At 35.3% G+C, this 25,807-nt stretch carries 22 protein-coding genes; 14 read left to right on the plus strand and 8 right to left on the minus strand.

Annotation, left to right across the window (positions count from 1 at the left end; translation table 11 throughout):
- The first annotated feature begins 87 nt into the window (after positions 1 to 87).
- On the plus strand, positions 88 to 234 hold the full coding sequence (locus EDF66_RS25955) for a hypothetical protein (RefSeq protein WP_021190220.1): 147 nt from the start codon (positions 88 to 90) through the stop codon (positions 232 to 234).
- Positions 235 to 432: 198 nt separating this feature from the next.
- On the opposite strand, the gene lon is transcribed toward EDF66_RS25955, so the two are convergent.
- A complete protein-coding gene (gene lon, locus EDF66_RS00350; RefSeq protein WP_021190219.1) occupies positions 433 to 2,901 on the minus strand; it encodes an endopeptidase La in 2,469 nt (822 codons plus the stop codon).
- Positions 2,902 to 3,251: 350 nt separating this feature from the next.
- Between lon and EDF66_RS00355 the strand changes: the two genes are divergently transcribed.
- On the plus strand, positions 3,252 to 3,908 hold the full coding sequence (locus EDF66_RS00355; protein ID WP_232789279.1) for a tetratricopeptide repeat protein: 657 nt from the start codon (positions 3,252 to 3,254) through the stop codon (positions 3,906 to 3,908).
- 83 nt (positions 3,909 to 3,991) lie between these two features.
- On the opposite strand, the gene EDF66_RS00360 is transcribed toward EDF66_RS00355, so the two are convergent.
- Positions 3,992 to 4,552, minus strand: coding sequence for a hypothetical protein (locus EDF66_RS00360; protein ID WP_132839758.1), 561 nt, complete (start codon positions 4,550 to 4,552; stop codon positions 3,992 to 3,994).
- A gap of 1 nt (position 4,553) precedes the next feature.
- Positions 4,554 to 6,086 (minus strand): 2,3-bisphosphoglycerate-independent phosphoglycerate mutase, encoded by a 1,533-nt coding sequence (gene gpmI / locus EDF66_RS00365; RefSeq protein WP_132839759.1) that lies wholly within the window; start codon positions 6,084 to 6,086, stop codon positions 4,554 to 4,556.
- 246 nt (positions 6,087 to 6,332) lie between these two features.
- Here gpmI and EDF66_RS00370 point away from each other — a divergent pair, with 246 nt between their 5' ends.
- The 6 genes from EDF66_RS00370 to EDF66_RS00395 all read left to right on the plus strand — a co-directional run bounded on the left by EDF66_RS00370 (position 6,333) and on the right by EDF66_RS00395 (position 10,322).
- On the plus strand, positions 6,333 to 6,734 hold the full coding sequence (locus tag EDF66_RS00370; protein WP_165902319.1) for a DUF4783 domain-containing protein: 402 nt from the start codon (positions 6,333 to 6,335) through the stop codon (positions 6,732 to 6,734).
- Between the two features lie 67 nt (positions 6,735 to 6,801).
- Complete coding sequence (nadC, locus tag EDF66_RS00375; RefSeq protein WP_132768284.1) at positions 6,802 to 7,656, plus strand: carboxylating nicotinate-nucleotide diphosphorylase; 855 nt, start codon at positions 6,802 to 6,804, stop codon at positions 7,654 to 7,656.
- 16 nt (positions 7,657 to 7,672) lie between these two features.
- On the plus strand, positions 7,673 to 8,320 hold the full coding sequence (gene plsY / locus EDF66_RS00380) for a glycerol-3-phosphate 1-O-acyltransferase PlsY (RefSeq protein WP_132768282.1): 648 nt from the start codon (positions 7,673 to 7,675) through the stop codon (positions 8,318 to 8,320).
- Between the two features lie 51 nt (positions 8,321 to 8,371).
- Positions 8,372 to 9,166, plus strand: coding sequence for a M48 family metallopeptidase (locus EDF66_RS00385; RefSeq protein WP_132839761.1), 795 nt, complete (start codon positions 8,372 to 8,374; stop codon positions 9,164 to 9,166).
- A 135-nt stretch (positions 9,167 to 9,301) separates the two neighbouring features.
- On the plus strand, positions 9,302 to 9,952 hold the full coding sequence (locus tag EDF66_RS00390; protein ID WP_243655963.1) for a DUF937 domain-containing protein: 651 nt from the start codon (positions 9,302 to 9,304) through the stop codon (positions 9,950 to 9,952).
- Between the two features lie 64 nt (positions 9,953 to 10,016).
- A complete protein-coding gene (locus EDF66_RS00395; protein WP_021190213.1) occupies positions 10,017 to 10,322 on the plus strand; it encodes a hypothetical protein in 306 nt (101 codons plus the stop codon).
- Between the two features lie 87 nt (positions 10,323 to 10,409).
- On the opposite strand, the gene EDF66_RS00400 is transcribed toward EDF66_RS00395, so the two are convergent.
- Both EDF66_RS00400 and EDF66_RS00405 read right to left on the minus strand, forming a co-directional pair.
- On the minus strand, positions 10,410 to 13,448 hold the full coding sequence (locus tag EDF66_RS00400; RefSeq protein WP_132839764.1) for an AAA family ATPase: 3,039 nt from the start codon (positions 13,446 to 13,448) through the stop codon (positions 10,410 to 10,412).
- A 5-nt stretch (positions 13,449 to 13,453) separates the two neighbouring features.
- A complete protein-coding gene (locus EDF66_RS00405) occupies positions 13,454 to 14,683 on the minus strand; it encodes an exonuclease SbcCD subunit D (RefSeq protein WP_132839765.1) in 1,230 nt (409 codons plus the stop codon).
- 165 nt (positions 14,684 to 14,848) lie between these two features.
- On the opposite strand from EDF66_RS00405, the gene EDF66_RS00410 reads away from it, so the two are divergent.
- Together EDF66_RS00410 and EDF66_RS00415 are read left to right on the plus strand one after the other, a co-directional pair.
- Entirely contained in the window at positions 14,849 to 15,529 is a 681-nt protein-coding gene (locus EDF66_RS00410; RefSeq protein ID WP_132839767.1) for a prolyl oligopeptidase family serine peptidase, read from the plus strand.
- Between the two features lie 323 nt (positions 15,530 to 15,852).
- Positions 15,853 to 19,104 (plus strand): TonB-dependent receptor, encoded by a 3,252-nt coding sequence (locus tag EDF66_RS00415; protein WP_132839768.1) that lies wholly within the window; start codon positions 15,853 to 15,855, stop codon positions 19,102 to 19,104.
- Positions 19,105 to 19,594: 490 nt separating this feature from the next.
- Here EDF66_RS00415 and lgt read toward each other — a convergent pair whose 3' ends face one another.
- The gene (gene lgt, locus EDF66_RS00420; RefSeq protein WP_132839770.1) at positions 19,595 to 20,407 is read right to left on the minus strand and encodes a prolipoprotein diacylglyceryl transferase; all 813 of its coding nucleotides are present in this window, start codon (positions 20,405 to 20,407) and stop codon (positions 19,595 to 19,597) included.
- A gap of 189 nt (positions 20,408 to 20,596) precedes the next feature.
- On the opposite strand from lgt, the gene EDF66_RS00425 reads away from it, so the two are divergent.
- The 3 genes from EDF66_RS00425 (at position 20,597) to EDF66_RS00435 (ending at position 23,730) form a co-directional block, all read left to right on the plus strand.
- A complete protein-coding gene (locus EDF66_RS00425) occupies positions 20,597 to 21,712 on the plus strand; it encodes a M42 family metallopeptidase (RefSeq protein ID WP_021188226.1) in 1,116 nt (371 codons plus the stop codon).
- 37 nt (positions 21,713 to 21,749) lie between these two features.
- Positions 21,750 to 22,079, plus strand: coding sequence for a DUF3467 domain-containing protein (locus EDF66_RS00430; RefSeq protein ID WP_021188225.1), 330 nt, complete (start codon positions 21,750 to 21,752; stop codon positions 22,077 to 22,079).
- Positions 22,080 to 22,221: 142 nt separating this feature from the next.
- Positions 22,222 to 23,730: a carbon-nitrogen hydrolase family protein gene (locus tag EDF66_RS00435; RefSeq protein ID WP_132768247.1), complete on the plus strand. Its 1,509-nt coding sequence runs from the start codon at positions 22,222 to 22,224 to the stop codon at positions 23,728 to 23,730.
- 61 nt (positions 23,731 to 23,791) lie between these two features.
- Here the strand turns inward: EDF66_RS00435 and EDF66_RS00440 are convergent, their stop codons facing one another.
- Together EDF66_RS00440 and EDF66_RS00445 are read right to left on the minus strand one after the other, a co-directional pair.
- Positions 23,792 to 24,241, minus strand: coding sequence for a cold-shock protein (locus EDF66_RS00440; protein WP_021188224.1), 450 nt, complete (start codon positions 24,239 to 24,241; stop codon positions 23,792 to 23,794).
- Between the two features lie 214 nt (positions 24,242 to 24,455).
- Positions 24,456 to 25,022 carry a YqgE/AlgH family protein gene (locus EDF66_RS00445; protein WP_021188223.1) on the minus strand — a complete coding sequence of 189 codons (567 nt, stop codon included), beginning with the start codon at positions 25,020 to 25,022 and terminating at the stop codon, positions 24,456 to 24,458.
- 129 nt (positions 25,023 to 25,151) lie between these two features.
- Here EDF66_RS00445 and pdxH point away from each other — a divergent pair, with 129 nt between their 5' ends.
- Entirely contained in the window at positions 25,152 to 25,805 is a 654-nt protein-coding gene (pdxH, locus tag EDF66_RS00450) for a pyridoxamine 5'-phosphate oxidase (RefSeq protein WP_021188222.1), read from the plus strand.
- Positions 25,806 to 25,807 lie beyond the last annotated feature (2 nt).

Here is a 25,807-nt window from a genome sequence, read left to right on the forward strand (position 1 = left end):
AGGAACACTCATAATTACTAATAAACAGTATTAAGGATAGTTTGGCTCGATATTTGAATGATATGAAGTAATCAAAACAATATATATATGATAAAAAGAGAAAGAACAAGAAAATCAAAAATTGAACAAAACCCATACATGTATTACATGACTAACTGGGGTTTTATGGAAACGGAAATCAAAGAAGATCGTCCCGTAGCATTGAAAAAAGAAAATGACAAGCTTGAGAAATAATTCTCAACGCTTTTAAAATCACAAATTAGACACTTGCTTTTCCTAACGGAAAGCATTTTGTGTTTATAGACCTTTCCAATCTTTTATTTAATTATTTCAGGTATGTCGACGTCTAGTCAGAGTTGCTCATGTGTCTACATGTAAAAGCCGCTATAAAAATTTATTTATAGCGGCTTTTAATTTTTAGAAAAATTTCGACTATTTCTTTGGCTCTAATCCTTTAGTCAGATCTTTTGCGTGCTTGACTTTTTTATCCAATAATCCGAGCGCAATGACATCAGCCATTTCCGTCACATAGTGAAACTTCATATCTTTGATATAACTCTCTTTGATCTCTTCAATATCTTTTTGATTAGATTTACATAAAATAATCTCTTTGATATTCGCTCGCTTAGCTGCCAAAATCTTCTCCTTAATACCGCCAACAGGAAGAACTTTTCCACGTAAAGTAATCTCACCTGTCATTGCTAAGTTTTCTTTAACCTTACGCTGTGTAAATAGGGAAGTTAATGCCGTCAACATGGTTACACCTGCCGAAGGCCCGTCTTTTGGTGTAGCTCCTGCTGGAACGTGAATATGTACATCCCAATGATCGAAAACGCGGTAATCAATGTCAAATTCTTCAGCATGCGAACGTAGATAAGCCATTGCAATGGAAGCTGATTCCTTCATCACGTCGCCCAAGTTACCTGTTAAGCTCATTTTTCCTTTACCTGGGCTCAAACTTGACTCTATAAACAATATATCGCCACCGACAGAAGTCCAGGCTAACCCTGTAACAACACCAGCAACTTCATTATTTTCATAACTATCTTTATCAAAAATAGGAGCACCTAAAATCTCTACAAGATCCTTATCATTAATATTGACATTGTATTCTTTTTCCATAACAATGCGAGTTGCAATACCACGGACAGTAGAACCTATTTTTTTCTCTAAACCACGTACACCAGATTCGCGCGTATATTCTTCAATTATTTTCTCAATAATTTTAGATTTCAACGAAATATCCTTTGCTGTTAATCCATGTGCTTCACGCTGTTTCGGAATAAGGTGTTTCTTGGCAATTTCAATTTTTTCTTCGATCGTATAACCATTAACTTCAATAATCTCCATACGATCCAAGAGAGCTGGTTGTATATTATTTAAGGAGTTAGCTGTAGCGATAAACATGACCTTAGATAAATCGTACTCCATCTCAACATAATGATCATAGAAACTCGTATTTTGCTCCGGATCTAAAACTTCTAATAGGGCAGAAGATGGATCTCCTTTAAAGTCAGCACTCATCTTATCAATTTCATCCAATACAAATACAGGGTTCGCTGCACCTGCTTTTTTCAAAGATTGAATGATACGACCTGGCATTGCACCAATATACGTCTTTCGGTGACCCCTGATTTCTGCTTCATCACGCACACCACCTAAGGCCATTCTAGTATACTTACGGCCTAATGCTTTTGCAATAGATTTCCCTAATGATGTTTTACCGACTCCCGGAGGGCCTACTAAACATAAAATAGGAGCCTTCATATTGTTTTTCAATTTCAATACGGCCAAATACTCAATAATACGCTGCTTAACTTTATCCAACCCATAATGGTCTTTATCCAGTACTTTTTGTGCTCTATTCAGGTCAAAATTATCTTTTGTAAACTCATTCCAAGGAAGGTCAAGTAATAATTCTAAATAATTGATCTGAACAGAATAATCTGCGGCAGCAGGATTGATCCGTGCTAATTTTTCAATTTCTTTATCGAAATGCTTAGCAACAACTTCATTCCATTTTTTCTTTGATGCTCTTTTTTTCAATTCGATAATCTCTAAATCGGGAGTGTTTCCGCCCAATTCTTCTTGAATCGTCTTTAACTGTTGATTTAAGAAATAATCGCGTTGTTGTTTATCTAAATCTATTCTTACTTTATTTTGAATCTGGTTTTTAAGTTCTAAAATTTGAATTTCAGAAGTTAATAACTCTAATAATAGGCGAGCTTTCTCATCAGCATTTAATAATTCCAATAACTGTTGTTTCTGAATTAAATCAACATTGATATTAGAAGAAATAAAGTTAATAAGGAAAGTCGGACTCTCGATATTCTTAATGGCAATACCTGCCTCGCTTGGTAGGTTCGGCGATAGTTGAATAATTTGAAGAGCCATCTCTTTTAAAGTCGCTATTAAGGCTTTAAATTCCTTAGTCGACTTCGGTTTCTCTTCCTTATATTTCTCAACGTTAGCTTTTAGATAAGGTTCGGTCTGAACAGCTTCAAGCAATTTAAAACGTTGCTTACCTTGTAAAATCACCGTTGTATTACCATCAGGCATCTGTAAAACTTTGATGATATGTGCTACAGTTCCGACTTGATAAAGCTCATCAATAGTAGGATCTTCCATAGACATATCCTTTTGAGCTACAACACCTATTGTTTTATCTCCTTGGTAAGCGTCTTTAACTAATTTGATGGATTTATCCCGACCCACAGTAATTGGAATAACTACTCCAGGAAATAAAACTGTATTGCGTAAAGACAAAATCGATAGTGACTCCGGAATCTCTGCATTGCGCATGTCATCTTCATCTTGTTGACTTAATAATGGAAAGAATTCGGTATCTTCAGATATAATGGGAATCGCCTGATTGAAATCAAATGTTTCGAATTTGCTCATATTATGTTAAGGTATATTAATATTTTTATGTCAGTTTATGACAACATGTCGTAATTCTGATAAAAAGTTATTTTAAATTTGTGAATGTAGGGTATTGCAAGTAAGATGCCAACCTATTATTTGAAAACGAATGATCCATTAATGCAGTGCTTTAAGAAAAAAAGACAGTCTGACATGTGAATTTTGTCACATTATTCAATTTATTATTGTGTAAATAGGCATAATAATTGTAATATTGAATACGTATTTAGCGTTGTATGTTGAAGTCAAGTAAAACGAGATTTCAACAACACAAACTAAGCGGTTGAATATGAATTAAATACTTTAAATTGAAACGTAATTAAATAAATATGACTCTTAAATCGATTAAATTAGGCTTATTTACTGGTGCATTTGCCTTGATGTCACTTTCATCTTTTGCACAGACAGCAAAACAGGAAGAGCATTCGAATCCAAATGTTCGTTTAGGTCAAAAAGCACTATTGGATGGTGACTTCAAAAAAGCAGCAATTTACTTAGAAAAGTCTTTGCCAGTGGAAAGTAAAGATCCAGATGTATTATATATGTTAGGTTACTCTCAATTTCAGAATGGCGAATTTAAAAAGGCAGCAGAGTCTTTCGGAAAAGTAGTTGCTTTGGACAGTAAAAATGCAAACGGTTACTATTTTAAAGGAAAAGCAAATAATAATTTAGCGACTCAAACTTCTACAAAATTGAGCAGTTCTGCTCGTGAAGCATTATTAAAATCTGCTATCGAAGATTATTCTAAAGCGATTGCATTAAATGCAAGTGATGTGAAGCTTTATCAAAATAGAGCGCTAGCTTTCCGTGACTATGGTATTTTAGTTGGAACTTCCGGAGTTGCGAATTATAATAAAGCAGTTGCAACTGATGCTTATAACAACGCAGTAAAAGATTTTGAAAAAGTTTTAACTTTTGATGCTTCTCGTAAAGACATTCAAACAGAAATCAAAAAAGCTAAAATTTACAGAGATAACTTGAAGTAATCTTTCAAAAACAAAAAAACACCATATCGCGATATGGTGTTTTTTTTTGTAATTACTTGAGATGTAGGAGAGGTTTCTAAATTTTAGTGATTCAGAAACTTTCCTATAATTTTATAATGACTTTTTCCCAATATCAGAATATCCTGATTTTTTTCAATTTGATAAATAGAGTCAACATCATACGTCAGTTTTTCTTCACTTGAATATAAGCTATTGTCTACTTTTCTTTCAATGACAACCTGTCTAATCTTACCTTTTAAATCATGCTCCACAGCGAGATACTGAATCGCTAATCCGGGATCTTTGGCCTGATAAATTGTTTTACAATCTTCTTCTCTAAAATTATACAAACTGGCATCAGCATTTTTTGTAATATCAGCAGCTATAAATCCACTGAGTTCATTTTGCCAGTTTGGGATCTTCAAAGATTTCACTTCCTCATCGGAGTCTTTAATGACCGTTTTTTCAACCGTTGGATTCAATTTTGTTAACTTTTCAATTTCAGAATTAAAAAATGAATCCAGAGAAAGAGTTGATCCTTTTACTTGCTTTTGCACCGTTTTGTCGTTTTGACAGGACGATAGTAGGAGCGCACCCCCTATAATTAATAAAGAGAGTGCGTTACCTATACGTTTATTTTTCATATTAGTCTTGAATCAATACCTCGCCATCCATTTCGGCAGGGATCTCAACTTTTAGTAATTTCAATACAGTAGGCGCTATATCACCCAATTTACCATCCTTAATGCTTTTATAATCCTTATCGATCAAAATACATGGAACAAGGTTTGTTGTATGAGCAGTGTTAACTGATCCATCAGCATTGACCATAAATTCGGAATTACCATGATCTGCAATGATGATAAATGAATATCCGTATTGTAAACCCTTTTCAACAACTTGTTTAGTACAATTGTCTACTGTTTCAACCGCTTTTACTACCGCGTCAAATACACCCGTATGTCCGACCATATCTGGGTTTGCAAAATTCAGACAGATAAAATCTGGTTGCGCTTCTTCAATATCTTTTATAATAGCATTAGTAATGCCTTGTGCAGACATTTCTGGCTGTAAATCGTAAGTCGCAACTTTAGGAGATGGTACCAACAAACGGTGTTCTCCATCAAACTCCTGTTCACGTCCTCCAGAAAAGAAAAATGTGACATGTGGATATTTTTCAGTTTCTGCGATACGTACCTGTGTTTTATGATGAGCCGCTAAAACTTCACCTAAAGTATTATTTAAATTGTCTTTATGGAAGATGACTTTAACATTTTTAAATGTCTCGTCATATGACGTCATCGTAATATAATAAAGATCCAATGGTTTTAGGTCGTACTCTGGAAACGCCTTTTGCGTTAAAGCAATAGTAATCTCGCGTCCTCGGTCTGTTCGGAAATTAAAACAGATTACGACATCTCCATCTTGAATTGTAGCAACAGGTTGATTTGCAGCATTAGTCAAAACAAGCGGTTGCACAAATTCATCTGTAATGTTTTGATTATATGATTCTTGTATAGCGTGTTGTAAATCTTTAGTTTCAGTCCCACTACCATGTACCATCAAATCATACGCAAGTTTTACACGCTCCCAGCGGTTGTCGCGGTCCATTGCATAATAACGACCGATTGCTGACGCAAGAGTACCGACAGACTGAGGTAGGAAATCTTGCAATTCTTTCACATAGTTTAATCCAGAATTTGGATCTGTATCGCGTCCGTCAAGAAAAGCATGTATAAATACCTGATCTGAAGTTAAACCCGCATGTTTTGCAGCATCACATAGACCACGTAAATGACTTGTATGTGCATGAACGCCACCGTCGGACAATAAACCGATAAAATGAACCTTCTTATTATTTGCTAAAGCATATTTAAAGGAGTCTTGAATAGTGATGTCCGTATTAAAAATACCATCACGAACAGCTTTATGAATGCGGCCTAATTCTTGATAAACCACACGTCCTGCGCCCAAATTCATATGTCCAACTTCAGAGTTACCCATTTGACCTTCAGGTAAACCAACAGCTTCACCAGAAGCTACTAGTTTTGAATTGGGGTAGTTCGCCTTCAAATAATCCAAGTAAGGAGTATTTGCCGCAAATGCTGCGTCAGATTGATCTTCTTTTCCGTATCCTAATCCGTCTAGGATTAATAGTGCTACTTTTTTTTCCATAATTATATAAGCAAATATAATTTAAAACAACTGATAATTCAAGATTATGAGGAATGTAATGAAGAATTAAAGTTTGTTTAATGTAAAATTTATATAAATTTGGCATTGTTTATGTGAATCATCTACCAAATCACAAAGCTAGTCTTTAACACAATAACTATTGGGTAAGTTCTTGAACTACACAGAGTTTAATTTCTATAATTAATGAAAAAGATCCTATTTTTTATAAGTCTTTTTATGTGTATAACTATGCGCATATCAGCGAATAATATTGACAAGAACAACTTACCAATGTATGAATCTTCTTTATTTATTTCTGATATTAACGATGCTTTAATGCTGCAATTGAAAGCAGGGAATGCTAAAAATATAGCACGGTATTTTGCGACAAATGTAACGTTGTCAATCTTAAGTGAGGATGGCCAATATTCTAAATTTCAGGCTGAAATGTTGTTAGAGTCATTTTTCTCAAAAAACAAACCAGGTGCAGTAAAATTAATACAGAAAATTACAAATAAAACCAATTACAGTTATTACGTATATCAACTTACCAGTAATAAAAATCTGTTTCGAGTTTTTGTGAAGATAAGTTCGGCAAAATCTACACAAACTATAGAAGAATTTAGAGTTGAAAAACAGGCTTCTAAATAATAATTCCAAATTATTTTCTTGAATAAAATTTAAATTTCCATCTTCGCTACATATTTTGTGAGGACTCATGATGGAAAAAAAAGAATATATTAAAAAATTCGTTCAACAGGCAATTCTAGAAGATGTCGGAGATGGTGATCATACAACACTTTCAACGATTCCTAAAGACAAAGCTGGAGAGGCTAAATTAATTGTTAAAGAAGAAGGTATACTTGCTGGGGTAGAGATTGCATTAGAAATTATCAATCAAATAGATCCTACACTTGCTCATGAAGTGCTAATTCATGATGGAGCGAGTGTAAAAATTGGTGATATAGCCTTAATCCTGAAAGGAAAAATCCATAGTATCCTAATTGCCGAACGCTTGATCTTAAACGTGATGCAACGCATGAGCGGGATTGCGACAACCACAAACCGATATGCGAAATTATTAGCCGGAACAAAAACGAAAATATTAGATACGCGCAAAACAACTCCCTTGTTACGTTTGTTAGAGAAAGAAGCGGTAAAGATCGGAGGGGGAACCAATCATCGTTTTGGCTTGTATGACATGATTTTAATTAAAGATAATCATGTTGATTACAGTGGAGGTATCACGCAGGCTTTAACTCGCGCAAATGCCTACAGAGACACCTTAAATAAGCATATTGAGATTGAAATTGAGGTTAGAAATTTTGAGGAGCTAGCTGAAGTTATTACCTTTGGCAAGGTCGACCGCATCATGTTAGACAATTTTAGTCCCTCAGATGTGAAGAAAGCTGTCGATATTATTGCAGAAAGATTTGTCACTGAGGCTTCTGGAGGAATTACAGAAGACACACTTCAAGCATATGCAGCAGCCGGAGTAGATTTTATCTCGGTTGGAGCATTGACGCATTCTGTAAAAAGTTTGGATTTAAGCTTAAAGGCCAAATTAGTTTAGGATTTAACAATAATTAATGATTTCTATTTATTTAGTAAGTGCAGTAGTACTAGCTTATTTATTTGGTTCAATCCCAACTGCGGTATGGTTTGGACAGGCATTTTATGGCGTTGACGTTAGAGAGTATGGAAGTGGTAATGCCGGTGCAACCAACACCTTTCGCGTTTTGGGACCAAAAGCAGGTGCTGTGGTGATGTTCGTCGATATCTTTAAAGGGTTCACGTCTACAAATCTAGCTTATTTAATAGAAGCGGGGCAAAGTACCAGTAATGTCCAATTTGTTAACTATCAATTGGCACTTGGTGTGATTGCTGTTTTAGGACATCTATTTCCTGTTTTTGCTGGCTTTAGAGGAGGCAAGGGAGTGGCAACACTCTTTGGCATGATCCTCGCAATTCATGCTCCCGCCGCATTACTTTGCGTTACGGTCTTTATTGTAATCTTGTTGACAACGCATTATGTATCATTAAGTTCAATAATGGCAGGTTTTACCTTTCCTTTTAGCATAGCTTTCTTATTTAAAACATCTATTCCTTCAGTTCTATTATATGGCATCGCGATCTGCGCATTGATATTGATTACCCATCAAAAGAATATCGAACGCCTCTTAAAGGGACACGAATCTAAAGTTTATCTTTTCAAGAATAAAAAGAAGAAAATTTAGGCATAGGAATTGCGTCGGGTACAATCTAATGCAGTGTTTAACATTTAAAATATGAAAAAGGTTTTTAAATATACAAGTATGTTCCTGATTGGAGCTACTTTAGCATCCTGCTCGACTGTGCCGATTACTGGACGTAAGCAGTTGAGTTTGGTGAGTGATAGTGAAATTCAGGAACAAGCGGCGTCTTCTTACAAACAATTTTTAAATTCCTCAAAAACAAAAGTAATTACAGGTACAAGTCAGGCAACTTTAGTTAAAAAAGTTGGTAATAAACTGGCGATAGCCGTTAATCAATACCTTACGCAGCAAGGTATAGCAAATCAATTTAATTTCAGTTGGGAGTTTAATTTGGTGCAAAGCGATGAAGTCAATGCATGGTGTATGCCCGGTGGAAAAGTAGCTATATACACAGGTATTCTTCCAGTTACGCAGAATGAAACTGGATTAGCGACAGTAATGGGACATGAAATTGCCCACGCAATAGCACGTCACTCTATGGAGCAGATGTCTCGTCAATATGCTACACAAGCAATTGGTAGTGTTATTGGGGTTGCAACTGCTGGGAGTAGTTATGCCGGGATTATCAATAACGCATACGGTATTGGCGGTCAATTAACGTCATTGAAATACTCGCGTGGGAATGAATCTGAAGCAGATCGTATGGGTTTAGTGATTATGGCAATGGCGGGCTACAATCCTGCTGAAGCTGTTAAATTTTGGGAACGCATGGCAAGTGGCGGGTCTAAAGGGAATCCTGAATTTTTAAGTACTCACCCTAGTGATGCAAGACGTATCAGTGATATTCAAAAATTGCTTCCAGAAGCTTTAAAGTATTATAAAAGATAGTTTCTATATAATTTAGAAAAAAAGAGGTTATTAAACCTCTTTTTTTGTGGCTAATCAGCTCGGGTTAATCCAATTCATTGGCTTAATTATTGTTTTGAATTTCTAAACGCAATTAAAACAGATGAAATTATGGGAATGACAGATTTAATCACAGGTGGCCTTGGTAATCAAATGGCTGCAGGATTGTCCAAAAAGCTGGGAATTGACAGCACCAAAGCAACTTGGATATTAGCAATAGCGGTTCCTTTGATCGCGGGAGCAATTAAATATAATCAAAGTAAGGACGACACCAGTCAGGCTAAAGGTTTTGCCGATGCATTAGACACAAAACATAACGGTGAAATATTGGATCATGTCGATGAGGTAATCGAACAGGGACCTACAGAAGATGGCAACAAGATCGTGCAGCACATCTTTGGCAGCAAGACTGAATATGTTGCTTCTGGATTAGCGGAGAAAAGTGGATTTAGTTCGGCTCAGGTTACAGGAGTACTGGCTACCCTGGCACCTATTGTTATGGGTTATTTGGGTAAGGAAAAAGCAAATGCCGCGCAAAATGGAACGAGTAATCCTTTAGGTGATCTGCTGGGAGGCTTTTTAGGTGGCAATACGGGTTCTGGAGGAGGATTAGGGAGTATAATTGGGAATATATTCGGTGCTGATAAAAATGAACCAACAGCCACAACTACTTCAGGAGGATTGACAGACAAGATCTCCGACTTTTTTGATAAGAATAAAGATGGTAGTGCCATAGATGATATTGTTGGTATGTTTACCAAAAAATAACCAGATGATAAAAAACACTTTGCTGTTCCAATTGTTATTTTATTAAAGATCAAGATACAAGATTATGGAAGATAGAAATAAATATGACTCAGCTACTGTTGCCCTAGAGAAGTTAAAAGAAGCGGGGTATACAATAGATTATAACATTGAACTGGATTCTTTGATTGCAAATCCATCTAATTATAAGATTGATTATATTTATCGATATGAAGGAGATTCGAATCCGGATGACGAAAACACAGTTTATGGAATCACGGAGAAAAACGGTTCAAATAAAGGTGTTTTTGTCATTGGAAATTTATCCTTTGTGGAAGGTGATATAAGAGATGTTATAATAAACCTCGAAATTGCCCATAAAGAGAGCATTTAATGCTATAAAATAGAAAGAGAGGTGTTGACCTCTCTTTCTATTTATAGAGGATCACAGCGCTTTATAAGTAATGTGTGGTTCTAGCGCTCAAAAGTCATGTAGAATCAGGCTTCCTAAATCCTCATCTTTCACAATTTTAACTGAAACAGGGATGCGCTCCTGTAATTCATCAACATGAGAGATAATTCCTACAATACGATTTTCTTTATGAAGGGCATTTAAAGTTTCAAAAATTAAATTGACAGATTCAGTATCTTGTGTTCCAAATCCTTCATCAATGAAAAAGAAATTCTTTTCATTCTGATTGAGACTACGCGTGCTCTCCGCTAGTGCTAGAGCCAAACATAAGGATGCCTGAAAAAATTGCCCTCCCGATAATGTCCTCACAGATCGCGATTTACCACCATTTAAATGATCCATTACTTCAAAATCATTTTCATTATTGATGATTAGTTTCAGATGACCTCGAGTGAGTCTTTCAAAACGATGATTGGCGATATGACATAGATCCTCTAAGTATTGAGTTGAAATGTAATCAACAAAACCATTTCCCTTAAAGAGATTTGATAAAATACTTAAATTCTTATTTCGAAGTGCCAATTTATCGAAAGCACTTCGCAATTCTAATTTCTCAGCGTATCTCTTTTTTGAAATTAGAATTTGATCTTTGAGAGATTGCAATTGACCTATCAGCATTTCTTTGGCTTCTTTTGCCAATTGCAGATCTTGGCTGATTTTTGTAATCTGGGAAATATCAACAGCTTCCTGATTTATTTTCTGCTCTAATTGTACCAGATTGGCCTTAACAATAGCAAAATGCTCTTCAAATCGTTTGATACGTAATTCTTCTTTTTCAAGATCATATTGCTGTTTTAATATTTCTTTTACAGCGTCAAGAGACACAAAATCATGCTGCTGCAACAGTTCTTCAATCAGCTTCTGCTGCAATGATATCTTAGATTGCTTACTCTTTAATTGCGTCTCTAACGTATTGCTTGTTGTAGAAAGTGATGCTATAGAAATATTGAATTGATTAATTTCATTTAGCAACCTACTGTATTCCTGCTCTATATGGCCTATTGATTGAAGTGATTGTGTAATCAATATTTCAATTTCAGATATTTCAAATTGTTCGAATTCCGATAATTTTAATCGTTTAATCAGTTGTTCATGAATACTTGATCGTCCTTCAAGTGTAGATTTAGTAAGAGCAATACTATTCAAACCATTACTGTATTTTTCCTTTTTAATCTTTAGATCATCTAATTCCTTTTGAATTGCTGCTAAAGTCGATTCTGCTTGTGTACAGGCTTGTTCAATGGATTCAGCCTGCAATTTCCATTGATCGAAACTTGTACGATCATTGTGCTGAAAGTTAGTCCACGTGAATTGAGTCAGGTGATGATTAAATTCTATCGTTAGCGCATTCAACTTTTCGACACTTTTATCTATATCCCTTTGCAATGTTATCAGGTTTGCATCTAGTTGGATGAATCGTTGTTGACGCTGTTGAATTTGCAGTATTGTTTCTTGCACATGCATTTTCTCAGATTTAAGTTTAACCAATTGCTCAGAAACATCCTCAGTTTGCATAATATGTGGATGGTGCTCGGAACCACATAAAGGACAGGCTTCTCCAGCTGTCAAAGCATGAGAAAAGTTAGCTAACTGTTGTTTTACCTGAATTTTATTTTCATCCAACTGAATTCTTTCTAGTAAAATAGATGCACTCTTCTCATCTTCAGTAAGTTTCTCTCGCCAGGATGTAGGAGTGAGGTTTTCCTTTTCGAATTGAAGTATGATATCCTGATAATCCTTTCGCTTAATTTTTAAATCTGCTTCTAAATCATGTTGCGTTTTAATATATTGCTCTTGTTTTGAATACCAATCATTTATAGTCATTAATAAATTACTTGCCACACGGCTTGCTTTAAGATTGGTAATTTCTTGCTGTTTTTCCTGAACTAACGTTTGTTTATTTAAAATCTGCTGGTCAACACCTTGCAGCACAACCTGTCCATTAGCTAATCGTTCAGCTTCTTTTTTGATATCAACTTGCAGTTTTAAAATATGAACAATATTTCTCATATCCTCAACAGCAATTCTTTTATTATCGAGTTGATTAAAATCCTGCTCTACTATCTTAAATGCACTATTTGCTGTTAACAGTGATGTATGGACTGCATTTAATTGATGTTTCGTTCGAGCAAAATCTTGTGTTAGCTGGAACTCCTCTGTCTGTAGATCTGCGAGATTATCGAGCGCATGCTTAAAAATACGATCAACTTTTTGAAATAACAGAATCTGTTTCTTTAAATTTTCAATTGTACCTTGTTCGGCATTTAATTGAGCAAAAGCTTGTTTCTGTATAGCTATTTCTTTATGGAACTGTTGAACTTCCAATAATTTTTGATGTTGTTGATCTAATTGTTGATGTGTATTTGTGACTTCTTGGAGCTTCAATTGTTCATTCTCCAATTGTAAAAGCAATTCAGCTATACTTTCTTCTGTGTAATCCTCTAAAGTTTGTACTGCGCCAGAAATATTTTGGAGTTTCAGTTCTGTTTCCTTACTTAGAGAAGCGACTTTATAAAATAGATCATAATGATCTAAATTAAAAAGTTCCTTCATCATGCCCGAGCGTTCAGCTCCCTTAAGCTCAAGAAACTCTTTAAATTGCCCCTGAGGTACAATAACTGTACGGTTGAAGTTTTTGTAAGATATGCCTAATATGGTTTCAGCATCGGTACTTTCAAGTGGTATTTTTTCATCACCTTCAAAAACATAAGCTTTTCGTACAGGTGTTGTAACTTTTTCAAACTGCTTGCTATTTCTTCGCCAAGATGATTCAAACGCATACTTTTTGTTTTCTTTTCCAATAAAATGAAACTCAATCCGCAACTGATTGGAATTTAAGTTCATCATATTGTAGGCTCTATTGTTGCTGTTTAACCGATTTGTGCTTGCAAATAAGGCAAAAGTAATGGCTTCCAGAATCGTTGATTTTCCAGAACCAACTTTTCCAAAAATACCGAAAAGACCGGCCGCTGTCAAAGCGGTAAAATCTATTTCTTGTTTTGATTGATAGGAATATAATCCTTCTATGGATAGATATAATGGCAACATAATCGTTAATTCTCCTTTTCAGTTTGAGTACCCAGAACTTCGTTAAATAGCGCTATCAATTCCTCCGATGGAGATTGGTCATTATTTCGAAATCGGAAATAATCAGAGAAATTTTCGTTAATACTTTTGCTTCTTCTGGATATGGGTTCGTTTTGATAGGTAGCACTACTGTTCACTTCAGGAATGATATAGATAATACCCGGGTGGCTATCTTCAATACGTTTCTTTTCACCTTGCGTTAAAGATGTTTCTGAAACAAGTGTTAGTTCAACTAAACAATCTTGATTCACTGTAAGCCAATCAATAGCATCTGTAACAGAATGAAATTTTTTTCGTATTAATTTTTTTCCAGATTGGATGTTGATCGCTTTATAGACCGCCTCTTTTTGTGGCTCCAGCGTTACAATCACCACTTTCTTATCTTGCCCTGCTTCGGAAAAAGAATAGCAAAGTGGACTACTCGAATAGATAACTGGTGCACGATGTCCTCCCACTTCTTGGTAGCGATGCAGGTGACCTAAAGCTGTATATTGAATTTGAGGAGGAATACATTCCGTATAAACAGTATCTGCAAAACCAATACGCAAAGGTTTTTCGCCGTCTGGCTCCTCTAATACGGGACCTCCCTTTTTATTCATGTATAAATGTGAAACCAAAATATTAGCGCCTCGATCATCGCAGTATAAATCGGCCAGCGAGCTCCATTTTTTACTTAAAACTTCATTGAGCCCGATCTGTTCATCTTCACCAAGATATTCTTTGAGTCGATGTTCGTTAGCAAAGGCAGTTATAATAAGCCGAATTGGAAAATCATGAGCTGGAAGCTTGATTTCAAGAAAACCGATATCCCCTTTAGTGATTTCAAATCCTCCCTCAATTTGATAAGGATTAAATTTCATGTTGGGTTTACCCGCGAAAATAATTCCGCAATCTCTCGCAAGGCTATCAGGAGCATCTACACGATCAGGTGAATCGTGATTTCCGGCAATGGCAATGACAGGTCTGGAACCATTTTTCGTTAAGCGTTTAAGTGTTTTATAAAGGAGTTCAATAGCTTCGACAGGTGGATTGAACGCATCGAACAGATCTCCAGCGACAATAACAAGATCAACTTGTTCTTGATCTGCTATCTGAACAATTTCATCCAGTACTTCTTTTTGTTCATCAAATCTGGAGAAATAATCCAATCGTTTACCCAAATGCCAATCGGCTGTATGTAAAATTTTTAGCGACATGTTTTACTTGTGAAAACTTAAAATTACCTCGAATTTTCTATAAAAAAGAAGTTAATTAATATTAATATCTATTTTGCTGATTCAGAATAAAATGTATTTTTGTTTCTTATGCATACGATAAACAATTCTCATAAACGTAATTTTTGGCTTTTAGGTATTATTTCCATGCTAATCTGTAGCATCTGGAATAATGAAGTATATGCCCAACTAAAGGCGATTAAAGGGGAGACGACCTATCCTTTTTTATTGAATTTACCAGAAGAAGAACAGATCGATAACCTGCCAGGCGATAAACAGCCCGTTTTGATATTTCTCCACGGAAGGAGTCTGTCGGGTACAAATCTTGATCGTGTTAAACGATATGGCGTACTTTATGCGATGAATAAAGGTCAGGAAGTTCCTGGTATTGTAATCGCTCCACAGTCACGAGGCGGATGGGATCCTGATAAAGTTATTGAGATTGTGGATTATGCTATCGAACATTATAACGCCGACCCGGATCGGGTATATATCTGCGGAATGAGTATGGGCGGATACGGCACAATGGATGTTGCAGGTAAATATCCAGATCGTATCGCAGCGGCAGTAGCTATATGTGGAGGTGGAAGTGTTAAGTATGCCGACAACCTAAGTCAGGTACCACTTTGGGTACAACATGGAAATCGTGACCGGGCTGTACCCATGTCAGAATCAAAAAAAATAGTCAATGCAATTAAGAAAGCAGATCCTGAAGCTGATGTAACGTTGACTATAATTCCAGGTGGTACACATGGGAGTGTGGAACGCCTTTTTCATCAAGATGAAATTTACGAATGGCTGTTTAAGCATACGAGGAAGGGATCCTAAACACCTAACTTGTTTTTTTGTTTTATTTAGAGATTAATATTACAAAACAGGTAAACTTTCAAAATTATTTTGCTCCAAAATGATCCATTATGACAATCGATTGCATTGTCTTTTTTGCAATTATTGAATGCATCAATTATTATAATTATAAAAACGAATGTTAATTTTTGTTAAAATTCTCAATTTATCAATTATTACTTATTTAAATAAAAAAGCATCCAATTGAAGACTCTTGTTATGAGTAGGTTAAGTTTTTGTTAAGTGCTTTCAATGTTAAATTCTCTTTATACTTTTGAGCCATATTTATAACAAAAATTTTCTTTATGAAAAGACCTTTACTCTTTTTTGCGCTTGTATTAGCAAGTTATGGTACCATTCACGCTCAAGTAACAACAAGTAGCATGACTGGTTTAGTAACACAATCTGGTGGTCAAATTACTTCTGGAGCCACCATTAAAGCAGTCCATGTACCATCAGGAACAGCGTACACAGGATCTTCAAATTCTGCCGGTCGTTTTAATCTTCCTGCAATGCGTGTAGGAGGTCCTTATAAGGTAGAAATTACCTATGTAGGACAACAACCGATCGTTTATAATGATGTTTATATTCAATTGGGACAACCGTACATTATTAACGGTAAATTTGGTTCAGGCGAAACTATGCTTGATGAAGTAGCTGTTACAAGGACTAAAGGATCAAAAAATTTAAAAACTGGTGCTGAAACGTCTATCTCTAGAAAACAGTTAGAAAATTTACCTACGGTTTCACGCTCAATTGAAGATTTTACAAGATTGACACCACAAGCTGATGTAAAAGGACAATCGGTATCCATCGGTGGTATGAATAATAGGTTCAATCAGTTCACTATCGATGGAGCAGTTACGAATGATGTTTTTGGACTTAACTCAAATGGATTAAACGGAGGTGGTAGTGGAACCAGTCCGATCTCATTAGATGCCATTGAACAGATGTCTGTTCAGGTGGCACCATTTGATGTCCGCTCAAGTGGATTTGCAGGGGGAGGGATTTCAGCGGTTACCAAGTCTGGAACCAATCAATTTCAAGGTTCAGTTTACCATTATTTTAGAAATCAAAGCTTAACAGGGAAGACTCCAAATGCTTTGCTAAAAGATAATGAAAAGGGGACAAGATTAGCTGATTTTTCTGAGAAAACTTATGGAGTACGTCTTGGAGGACCAATAGTTAAAGACAAATTATTCTTCTTTGTGAACTATGAGCATACAAAAAGCAAAACTCCAGAAAATTTTCAAGTTGGTTCAACCGGATCGAATTTACTAGAAGCCGATGCGCAACGTATTTATGATATTGCTCGGAATAAATATGGTTATGATGCAGGTTCTTTTACAGACCTAGTAGATGAAAATAAGTCCAATAAAATTATGACGCGTTTGGACTGGAATATTGACGAAAAAAACAAACTTTCATTAAGATACAATTACGTAGACGGTACAGATGTTGGCAATACTCGTACAGCTACATCACTGACATTTGGTAATGGTGCCATATTAAAAGATTTTAAATCTAATGCGCTCACCTTGGAATTTAGTAGCCGTATCAGTAATTCATTTGCTAATAGCTTTATTGCAGGTTATTCACGAGTTCGAGATGCGAGAAGTTATAAAAATCCCTTATTTCCGAATGTTCGTATAAATGTTCCAAGACAAATTGAGGTAAATGGAGAACCAACTACGGTAACAGGTAACTATTATTTGGGAACAGATCCATTTAGTAATATCAATCAATTGGACCAGGATGTATATACATTATCTAATAATTTAACGTGGTATAAAGGTCTTCATACATTGACATTTGGTACACAAAATGAATTCTACAAGATGTATAATGCTTATACAGGAAATTCGAATGGAGCATTTGTTTTCAGTGATTCTAAAGTAGGAGATGTAAATCCTGCAACAGGAAAACCCTATACTGCAATTGAGAATTTTGAACGTGGCATGGCCAATAGCATGCAATTCAGCTATAGTAATACTGATGATCCTCGTCAGGGTGCCAAATTCAATGCAGTTCAATTGGGATTCTATGTTCAAGATGAATTTCAAATGCAGGATAATTTAAAAATTACTGCAGGTGTACGTGTAGATATTCCAATTTATTTGGATAAACCATTGGAAAATACCGATTTTAACAACTCTATCCTAGCTAAGCAGTACGATGTTCAAACCAACCGTATGCCACGTCCTGCCTTGATGTTTTCTCCTAGAATAGGTTTTAACTGGGATGTGAATAGAGATCGCTCTACCATAGTACGTGGGGGAATGGGAATATTTACTTCTCGCGTTCCATTTGTATGGGCAGCAGGCGCCTTTACGCAAAGTGGAGCATTACTAGGTGGTAATAATCTTGGTAACGGTACCGATGCTAATGTTCCGTTTATTAGCGATGTTAATAAATTGCCTAAATATCAAGGAACTGTTACTCCATCCGGAAATATTACGGTACTTGACCGTAATTTAAAATTACCGCAAATTGCCCGCTTTTCAGGAGGAATAGATCAAGTGCTACCATATGGCATCAAAGCAACATTAGAATTGATTTATTCGAAGAATTTAAGTGCATTCAATTTTAGAGATATAAATTTAGAGAGACCAATTGGAACATTAGAAGGAGCGGATAACCGTCTTGTGTATGATGCCAATAACAATAACCGTCGTGTATTAGATAACTACAGTGAAGTTATCTATGTAAATAATGTCAATAAGGGCTATTCTTGGTCTACTACTGCGTCATTATCAAAAAGTTTCTTGTTTGGCTTAGATGCATCAGTAGCATATACCTATACAGCAGCCAAGGATCTAATTTCCGGCACTTCCTCTCAGAATCAATCAAATTGGTACCGGGTTGCTTCAGTAAATGGTTCAAATAATGTGACTCTTGCACACAATCCATTCAGTACGGGAAGTCGTGTAATTGGATTTTTATCATTCTCGAAAGAGTACCTTAAACATCTTGGGACATCAGTTTCTTTAGTTTATACAGGACAGTCAGGGGCTAGATTCTCTTATCTAGCTGGTGGAAACTTAACGGGGTATGCATCTTCACCTAGTAATCAGTTTAACTTAATGTACATTCCGAAAGATCAATCAGAGATTACATTTGTCCAAAATAAAGAACAAACCCCACAGCAACAATGGGATGCGCTCAATAGCTTTATTGAATCAAATGATTATTTAAAATCCAGAAGAGGTCAATATGCGGAAAGAAATGCAGCTAGAACACCTTTCTCTCATAAATTTGATTTAAAGATTGTTCAAGATTTATTTACCAATATTGGTAGTACAAAAAATAAATTACAACTTTCGGTTGATATCATGAATGTTGGAAACCTATTAAATAATGATTGGGGTAAACAGTATAATGGTTCCGGAGGATTCTTTGACAATAGTTTTATACCAGTTACATTCGCTGGATATGAGGGGACCACTAAGAAACCTACGTATAGATTGGCGAACGTTAATGGTAATGTACCTTATTATGTTCAAGATCTTTCTTCTAGATGGTCTGCTCAAGTTGGTATTCGTTATATCTTTAACTAATATAGGATCAAATTCTAAATAGGTTGAACTATATTTAACCATAAAAACCTTATCTGTTTACTTAGATAAGGTTTTTTTTAGAATTGTAACAATACTATTAAAACAGGATGATTTCATTCTAGCCGATTTTTTTGTTTGCTTTTCACTGTAAATTACAGCACCTGTTATTATCAAATTAAAGTCTCCTTTTGGTTTTATTAAAATATTTAAATCAGTATTGACATATTTTAGCCAGAAAATAGAGGGGATAGATCGTGTTTTACCTCGATGATGTCTCTAAAATGTAACAAGCATTTGTCAACGCATATAGTAGTAGAACAGTTTAATGCATTAGTACTATCAAACGATGGCTATAGTATATATTAGACACGTTGAATTTTAGAAAAGAAGCAATCACAAAAGGTATACCTTCCACATAAAAAAAGCTCAGCACATCCTATGCTAAGCTTTTTTTATATCAATCTTAAAGATCCTCTAATTAACGTTTTACTTATTTAGGCTTTCTAAACATAAAATAAAGTCCACCTAATATAAAAGGAATACTTAGGAGCTGTCCCATATTTAAAGCCATTCCTTGTTCAAATGCTTCCTGGTCAATTTTGAAACTTTCGAGGTAAAGTCGAGCAGAAAAAAGTAAGACAAAAAAGAGTCCCATTAATGCTCCGGGTTTTTGCAACTTTTTATTTTTGAATAAGTAAACAATAATAAAGAAGATGATGATATAGGCAATAGCTTCATAAAGTTGTCCTGGGTGACGAGGCACTTGATCTACATGATCAAAAACAATCGCCCATGGTTTATCGGTAGGTGTACCAATAATCTCCGAATTGAAAAAGTTACCTAAACGGATGAAGGCTCCTGCAATTGGTACAACCACTACAAGGCGGTCTGCCAGCCAAAGAAAGTTTGTTTTCGTTTTTCTGCAGAATAAGTATAATGCGACCAATATACCTATCGCGCCACCATGACTAGCTAAACCTGCAAATCCAGTCATTTGAAATTGACCATTTACAAATTTAAATGGTAATACCATTTCCCATAAATGATCTTTATAATAATCAAATTCATAAAATAGACAATGTCCTAATCTAGCGCCAATTAAAGTTCCTAGAAAGATATAAATGCTCAATTGATCCAATAATTCTTGACTCTTATTTTCATTTCTGAATATTTTAAGCATGATCATATACGATACCGCAAATGCCGCTAACCAGCATAAAGCATAGTAACGAAGACCAAAAGTGCCAATTTTAAATATTTCAGGATCTAAATTCCAATGTATGACGCTGAATAAATTCTCCATATTGTCTATTAATTTTTTTACAAGCGTAAATATAATGTTTAAAATCATTTTCAGCTCATGATTGCATCGGAATAAAGCTAAAAAAGCAAGAAAAGTGCCCAATATGGGCACAGATGAAATAAATTCAATTTTTACTTTTGTGGTTACTATAATTTTTCATAATTTGACATCGGAAATAAAATTAGGAGCATGGCAGACAAGAAGAAGAAAGAAAATAAACATATTTCAATAGTAACAAAGGACTCGATTTCTTTTTTTGAAAAATATATTAATAATCCGTCACCAACTGGATTTGAATGGGAGGGACAGCGCTTATGGTTAGATTATTTAAAGCCGTATGTAGACGAAACATTCACGGATAACTATGGTACTGCTGTAGGAGTTATCAACCCAGAAGCTGACTATAAAGTTGTTATAGAAGCACATGCTGATGAGATCTCCTGGTTCGTTAACTATATCACGAAGGACGGTTTAATTTATGTGATTCGCAATGGTGGTTCCGACCACCAGATCGCACCATCTAAAAAAGTAAATATTCATACTGATAAAGGTATTGTAAAGGCGGTATTCGGTTGGCCAGCAATACATACACGTTCAGGAGAGAAAGAAGAAGCACCTACATTAAAAAATATCTTTTTAGATTGTGGTTGTATTTCCAAGGACGAAGTAGAAGCTTTGGGTATTCATGTAGGTTGTGTTATTACTTATGAAGATGAGTTCAGCATCCTTAATGACCGCTATTATGTAGGTCGTGCTATGGACAACCGTGCTGGTGGCTTTATGATAGCTGAAGTAGCGCGTTTACTCAAAGAAAATAAAAAGAAATTACCATTTGGTTTATATATCGTAAACTCTGTTCAAGAGGAAATCGGTCTACGTGGAGCTGAAATGATTGCACAGCGTATCAAACCAAATGTTGCGATCGTTACAGATGTTACACATGATACTCAGACTCCAATGATTAACAAGATTACACAGGGTGATTTATCATCTGGAGGAGGACCTGTATTATCTTATGCTCCGGCAGTTCAGATTAATTTAAACAAATTATTGGTTCAGGTAGCAGAAAAAAATGCAATTCCTTTCCAACGTCAAGCATCATCACGTTCTACAGGTACCGATACCGATGCATTTGCATACAGTAATGGAGGTGTGCCATCTGCATTGATTTCATTACCTTTACGCTACATGCATACTACTGTAGAGATGGTGCACAAAGAAGATGTCGACAATGTCATCCGCCTGATCTATGAAACATTATTGAATATTGAAGCAGGACAGGACTTTAGAACTTTTAGCAAATAATAAGAATAACATATATTAAATACTTATAATAAATTTTATGGAAAATAATCAAAATCAAAACGAATTGAGTATCGAGTTGACAGAAGAAGTAGCAGAAGGAATCTACTCAAATCTAGCGATCATTACACATTCAAACACAGAGTTTGTGATTGACTTCGTACGTGTAATGCCAGGTGTGCCGAAAGCTAAAGTGAAATCTAGAATCGTTTTGACACCAGAACATGCTAAACGTTTGTTAGGTGCATTACAAGATAATGTTATTCGCTTTGACGCTATTGCTGCTGGAAACCAAACTGCTGATGCAGAAGTAATCGGTGGTGATCCAACTGTTGCGTTCCCATTTGGTGGAACAACTGGTCAAGCGTAATTTTTCGCATTGTAAAATGCAATAAATAAGCTTCTACAAAAGAGCTAAAGCCGTAGGTTTTAGCTCTTTTTCTTTTATATCGCATGAACTGTGCTTTTAGGCTTGAATTTTGTTTAAATTTAGATAACTAAAATTATATTATATGGATATTCAAGTCAGGAACTTGACGAAGAAAGATTATGTTGATTTGAGAAGGTCAATGACCGAAGCTTACCAAGGAGTAGGAGATGTCTGGACAAGAGAAAATATTGTCGATTTAATCGATATGTTTCCTGAAGGACAATTATGTGTAGAAATCGACGGTCATGTTGTAGCTTGCGCACTTTCCATCATTTTAAACTCAAAAAAAAGTAATATATACGATAGTTATTATGAAATTATTGATGACGGAAAATTTTCAAAACATACCAGCGATGGCGACACACTCTATGGTATAGAAGTCTTTGTACATCCAGATCATCGTGCATTAAGATTAGGAAGGCGCTTATATGATGCACGTAAAGAACTGTGTGAGCAGATGAATTTAAAATCTATCGTAGCAGGAGGAAGGATCCCCAATTATCACAATTATTCAGATAAAATGAGTCCAAGGACATATATTGAAAAAGTGAAACGTAAAGAAATTTTCGATCCAACGTTAACCTTTCAATTGTCCAATGATTTTCATGTCAAAAAGATATTGAAGCATTACCTTCCCGAAGATTCAGAATCGATGGAGTTTGCAACCCTATTGGAGTGGAATAATATCTATTACGAATCAGAAACACGTTCTATTTCTACCACCAAACAAACCATTCGATTAGGTTTAGTACAGTGGCAAATGCGTTTATTTGACAATATTGATGCCTTTTTTGATCAAATTGAATTCTTTGTTGATACCGTGAGCGATTATGGAACAGATTTTATTATGTTTCCAGAATTTTTCAATTCACCGTTAATGAGTCCGTATAATGAATTGCCTGAAAGGTTGGCAATGGAAAAACTAGCAGAGAAGACATCAGAAATTATTGATAAAATCCAACAATTTGCTGTTTCCTATAATGTCAATATCATTGCTGGCTCCATGCCCATCATGGAAAACAAGAAACTATATAATATATCTTACCTCTGTCACCGGAACGGTAAACTGGATTCATTTAAAAAGATTCACATTACTCCCAATGAAAGTAAATATTATGGAATGACCGGAGGTAATGAAGTGAAAGTATTTGATACAGATTGCGGGAAAGTAGGTTTACTGATTTGTTATGATGTTGAGTTTCCAGAATTGAGCCGTATTCTAGCCGATCAAGGAATGCAGATCTTATTTGTACCCTTTATGACAGACACACAGAATGGCTACATCCGTGTTAGAACCTGTGCACAGGCTCGCGCAATTGAGAATGAATGTTATGTGGCTATTGCCGGATCTGTAGGAAATTTACCTCGGGTCAATAATATGGATATCCAATATTCACAATCGGCCGTATTTACACCTTCGGATTTTGCCTTTCCAAATAATGCGATAAAAGCAGAGGCTACGCCAAACACCGAGATGGTGCTAATTGCAGATGTCGATTTATATGCACTTCGTGACCTGCATGAATATGGAACCGTCAAGGTGATGAAGGATCGACGAAAGGATCTTTATGAAGTAAAATTGTTAAAATAACGATATTAAAAAAGGGATTTAATGAATTAAATCCCTTTTTTAATATCGTTAACCTTGAATGTTATTTTTGCAATTTAACATTTACGGCATTCATACCTTTCAATCCTTTTTCAGTTTCAAAAGTTACTTTGTCGTTTTCTTTAACAGCATCAATCAGACCATTAACGTGGAAAAATATTTTATCCTGAGTCTTGAGATCACGAATGAAACCAAAACCTTTGTCTGTATTGTAAAAATTCACAATACCAGATTTGATTAAATCCTCAGGGTTTGCTTCATATTTAGCAGTTGATATCGCGATATCTTCTACGTTAATTTTTGTTTTTTTTGTTGGATCAGGAGGAGTAGAAGTTATATTTCCATATTCATCGACATAAACAAACATTTCTTCTAAACTTTTACCTTTATCGGTATTGTTTTTTCGTTCTTCTTTCTTTTGTTCCTTATCTTGTTTCTTTTTTAACTTTTTCTTCTCTTTTTCTTTTTTGCTAAAACTTTCTGAACTACTCATTTATTTATTTAAAATTAATATTAAACCATATTAAACTACTCAATTTATAGCAGTTTAAGTAAACAAAAGTCAGCGCATTAAATAAATTCAAAGGTGAAAGCCATATCTCGAATTAAGATAAAATTGATATGTTTTAAAACGTAAGGACTCTGCTTAATGACACAAATATACTAAAAAATAGTGAATATTATATATTATTCATAAAAATTACAATTTAATTTAGACTAGGAGACTGCGGAAAATTAACCACATGAGCATACTTGGGTCCCAGACTCATAACAGATTGTTTCCAAAGTAGTTCTGTATCTTTTTCAAACACCAATCCCGTTGAAAACTTGTTCTGTACAGCCCAGCTATTTTCCTTAATTTCTTTATCTAACTGCTCTGGTTGCCAGCCCGAATACCCTAAGAAAAACTTGACTTCATCTTCTTTTATCTTATGATCATTAATAAGTGAAAATAGCAATTCTGGATCTCCGCCGAAATAGATATTTTCACGAATTTCGTCACCACTTAACAATAAGTCAAATCTTGAGTGGATAAAGAATACCTCATTTTGTGCTACAGGTCCACCAATATGTAGTGGAAATGTGCAATTCGCTATTTTTTCAACCAAATCACCGATACAGCCCACAACCTTATGATTTAGAATAAATCCTAAAGTACCTTCTTTTTCATTATGATTACACAATAAAATCACAGATCTTTCGAAGTGCGGGTCGAGCATAAAAGGTTCAGATATTAATAAACAGCCAGCCTTTGGGTCAAGTTCGTTAAACATTGCGATACATATTAGACTTATTATACAATAAAATTAATGCCAAAGTCATTTTGCAGATTAATTTATACTAGATTAGTCGATAAAAATAAGTGAATTTAGTATGTTTGTGACATACAAAAAATCAAAGTCATGGCAATCGAACATAAAGATATTGCCGCTATTCGACAAGATTATGCATTAGGTAATCTGTGTGAAAGCGAAGTAAGCAATGATCCTTTAGTGCAATTTGAAAGATGGTTTAACGAAGCTGTTCATAGTGAGGTTCTTGAACCCAATGCAATGGTCTTATCAACCGTAGGAGAGTTTTCCCTACCTTCTTCCAGAATTGTTTTGCTTAAAGATCTTAAAGAGAACGGTTTTAGTTTTTTTACAAATTTTAATAGCCGTAAAGGAACAGAAATGGATGCTAATCCTCATGTTGCCGTACTATTTTTCTGGCCAGAATTGCAACGTCAGGTACGTATTGAGGGATTGATAGAAAAATTACCAGTAGAAGACTCTGATGAATATTTTCAGTCAAGACCAAAAGGAAGCCGTATTGGCGCTATTGCTTCACCTCAAAGTGATACCATTCCAAACCGTACTTTTTTAGAAGAAAGAGTGGCAGGTCTAACAGAAGAATTTAAAGACCAGGAGCAAGTACCTCGTCCCGAATTTTGGGGAGGATACTTAATTAAACCACTATATATGGAGTTCTGGCAAGGGCGTTCAAGCCGCCTGCATGATCGGATTGCTTTTCAGAAAGTTTCAGATTCATGGAAAATAACCCGTTTAGCACCATAGTA

Origin of the sequence: Sphingobacterium sp. JUb20 (genome assembly GCF_004342035.1) — a bacterium.
Classification (GTDB): Bacteria; Bacteroidota; Bacteroidia; order Sphingobacteriales; family Sphingobacteriaceae; genus Sphingobacterium; species Sphingobacterium anhuiense.

Coding starts and splice junctions, on each gene's coding strand:
- EDF66_RS25955 (WP_021190220.1), top strand. CDS start 88: ATGATAAAAAGAGAAAGAACAAGAAAATCAAAAATTGAACAAAACCCA.
- lon (WP_021190219.1), bottom strand. CDS start 2,901: ATGAGCAAATTCGAAACATTTGATTTCAATCAGGCGATTCCCATTATA.
- EDF66_RS00355 (WP_232789279.1), top strand. CDS start 3,252: ATGACTCTTAAATCGATTAAATTAGGCTTATTTACTGGTGCATTTGCC.
- EDF66_RS00360 (WP_132839758.1), bottom strand. CDS start 4,552: ATGAAAAATAAACGTATAGGTAACGCACTCTCTTTATTAATTATAGGG.
- EDF66_RS00370 (WP_165902319.1), top strand. CDS start 6,333: ATGCGCATATCAGCGAATAATATTGACAAGAACAACTTACCAATGTAT.
- nadC (WP_132768284.1), top strand. CDS start 6,802: ATGATGGAAAAAAAAGAATATATTAAAAAATTCGTTCAACAGGCAATT.
- plsY (WP_132768282.1), top strand. CDS start 7,673: ATGATTTCTATTTATTTAGTAAGTGCAGTAGTACTAGCTTATTTATTT.
- EDF66_RS00385 (WP_132839761.1), top strand. CDS start 8,372: ATGAAAAAGGTTTTTAAATATACAAGTATGTTCCTGATTGGAGCTACT.
- EDF66_RS00390 (WP_243655963.1), top strand. CDS start 9,302: ATGACAGATTTAATCACAGGTGGCCTTGGTAATCAAATGGCTGCAGGA.
- EDF66_RS00395 (WP_021190213.1), top strand. CDS start 10,017: ATGGAAGATAGAAATAAATATGACTCAGCTACTGTTGCCCTAGAGAAG.
- EDF66_RS00400 (WP_132839764.1), bottom strand. CDS start 13,448: ATGTTGCCATTATATCTATCCATAGAAGGATTATATTCCTATCAATCA.
- EDF66_RS00405 (WP_132839765.1), bottom strand. CDS start 14,683: ATGTCGCTAAAAATTTTACATACAGCCGATTGGCATTTGGGTAAACGA.
- EDF66_RS00410 (WP_132839767.1), top strand. CDS start 14,849: ATGCTAATCTGTAGCATCTGGAATAATGAAGTATATGCCCAACTAAAG.
- EDF66_RS00415 (WP_132839768.1), top strand. CDS start 15,853: ATGAAAAGACCTTTACTCTTTTTTGCGCTTGTATTAGCAAGTTATGGT.
- lgt (WP_132839770.1), bottom strand. CDS start 20,407: ATGGAGAATTTATTCAGCGTCATACATTGGAATTTAGATCCTGAAATA.
- EDF66_RS00425 (WP_021188226.1), top strand. CDS start 20,597: ATGGCAGACAAGAAGAAGAAAGAAAATAAACATATTTCAATAGTAACA.
- EDF66_RS00430 (WP_021188225.1), top strand. CDS start 21,750: ATGGAAAATAATCAAAATCAAAACGAATTGAGTATCGAGTTGACAGAA.
- EDF66_RS00435 (WP_132768247.1), top strand. CDS start 22,222: ATGGATATTCAAGTCAGGAACTTGACGAAGAAAGATTATGTTGATTTG.
- EDF66_RS00440 (WP_021188224.1), bottom strand. CDS start 24,241: ATGAGTAGTTCAGAAAGTTTTAGCAAAAAAGAAAAAGAGAAGAAAAAG.
- EDF66_RS00445 (WP_021188223.1), bottom strand. CDS start 25,022: ATGTTTAACGAACTTGACCCAAAGGCTGGCTGTTTATTAATATCTGAA.
- pdxH (WP_021188222.1), top strand. CDS start 25,152: ATGGCAATCGAACATAAAGATATTGCCGCTATTCGACAAGATTATGCA.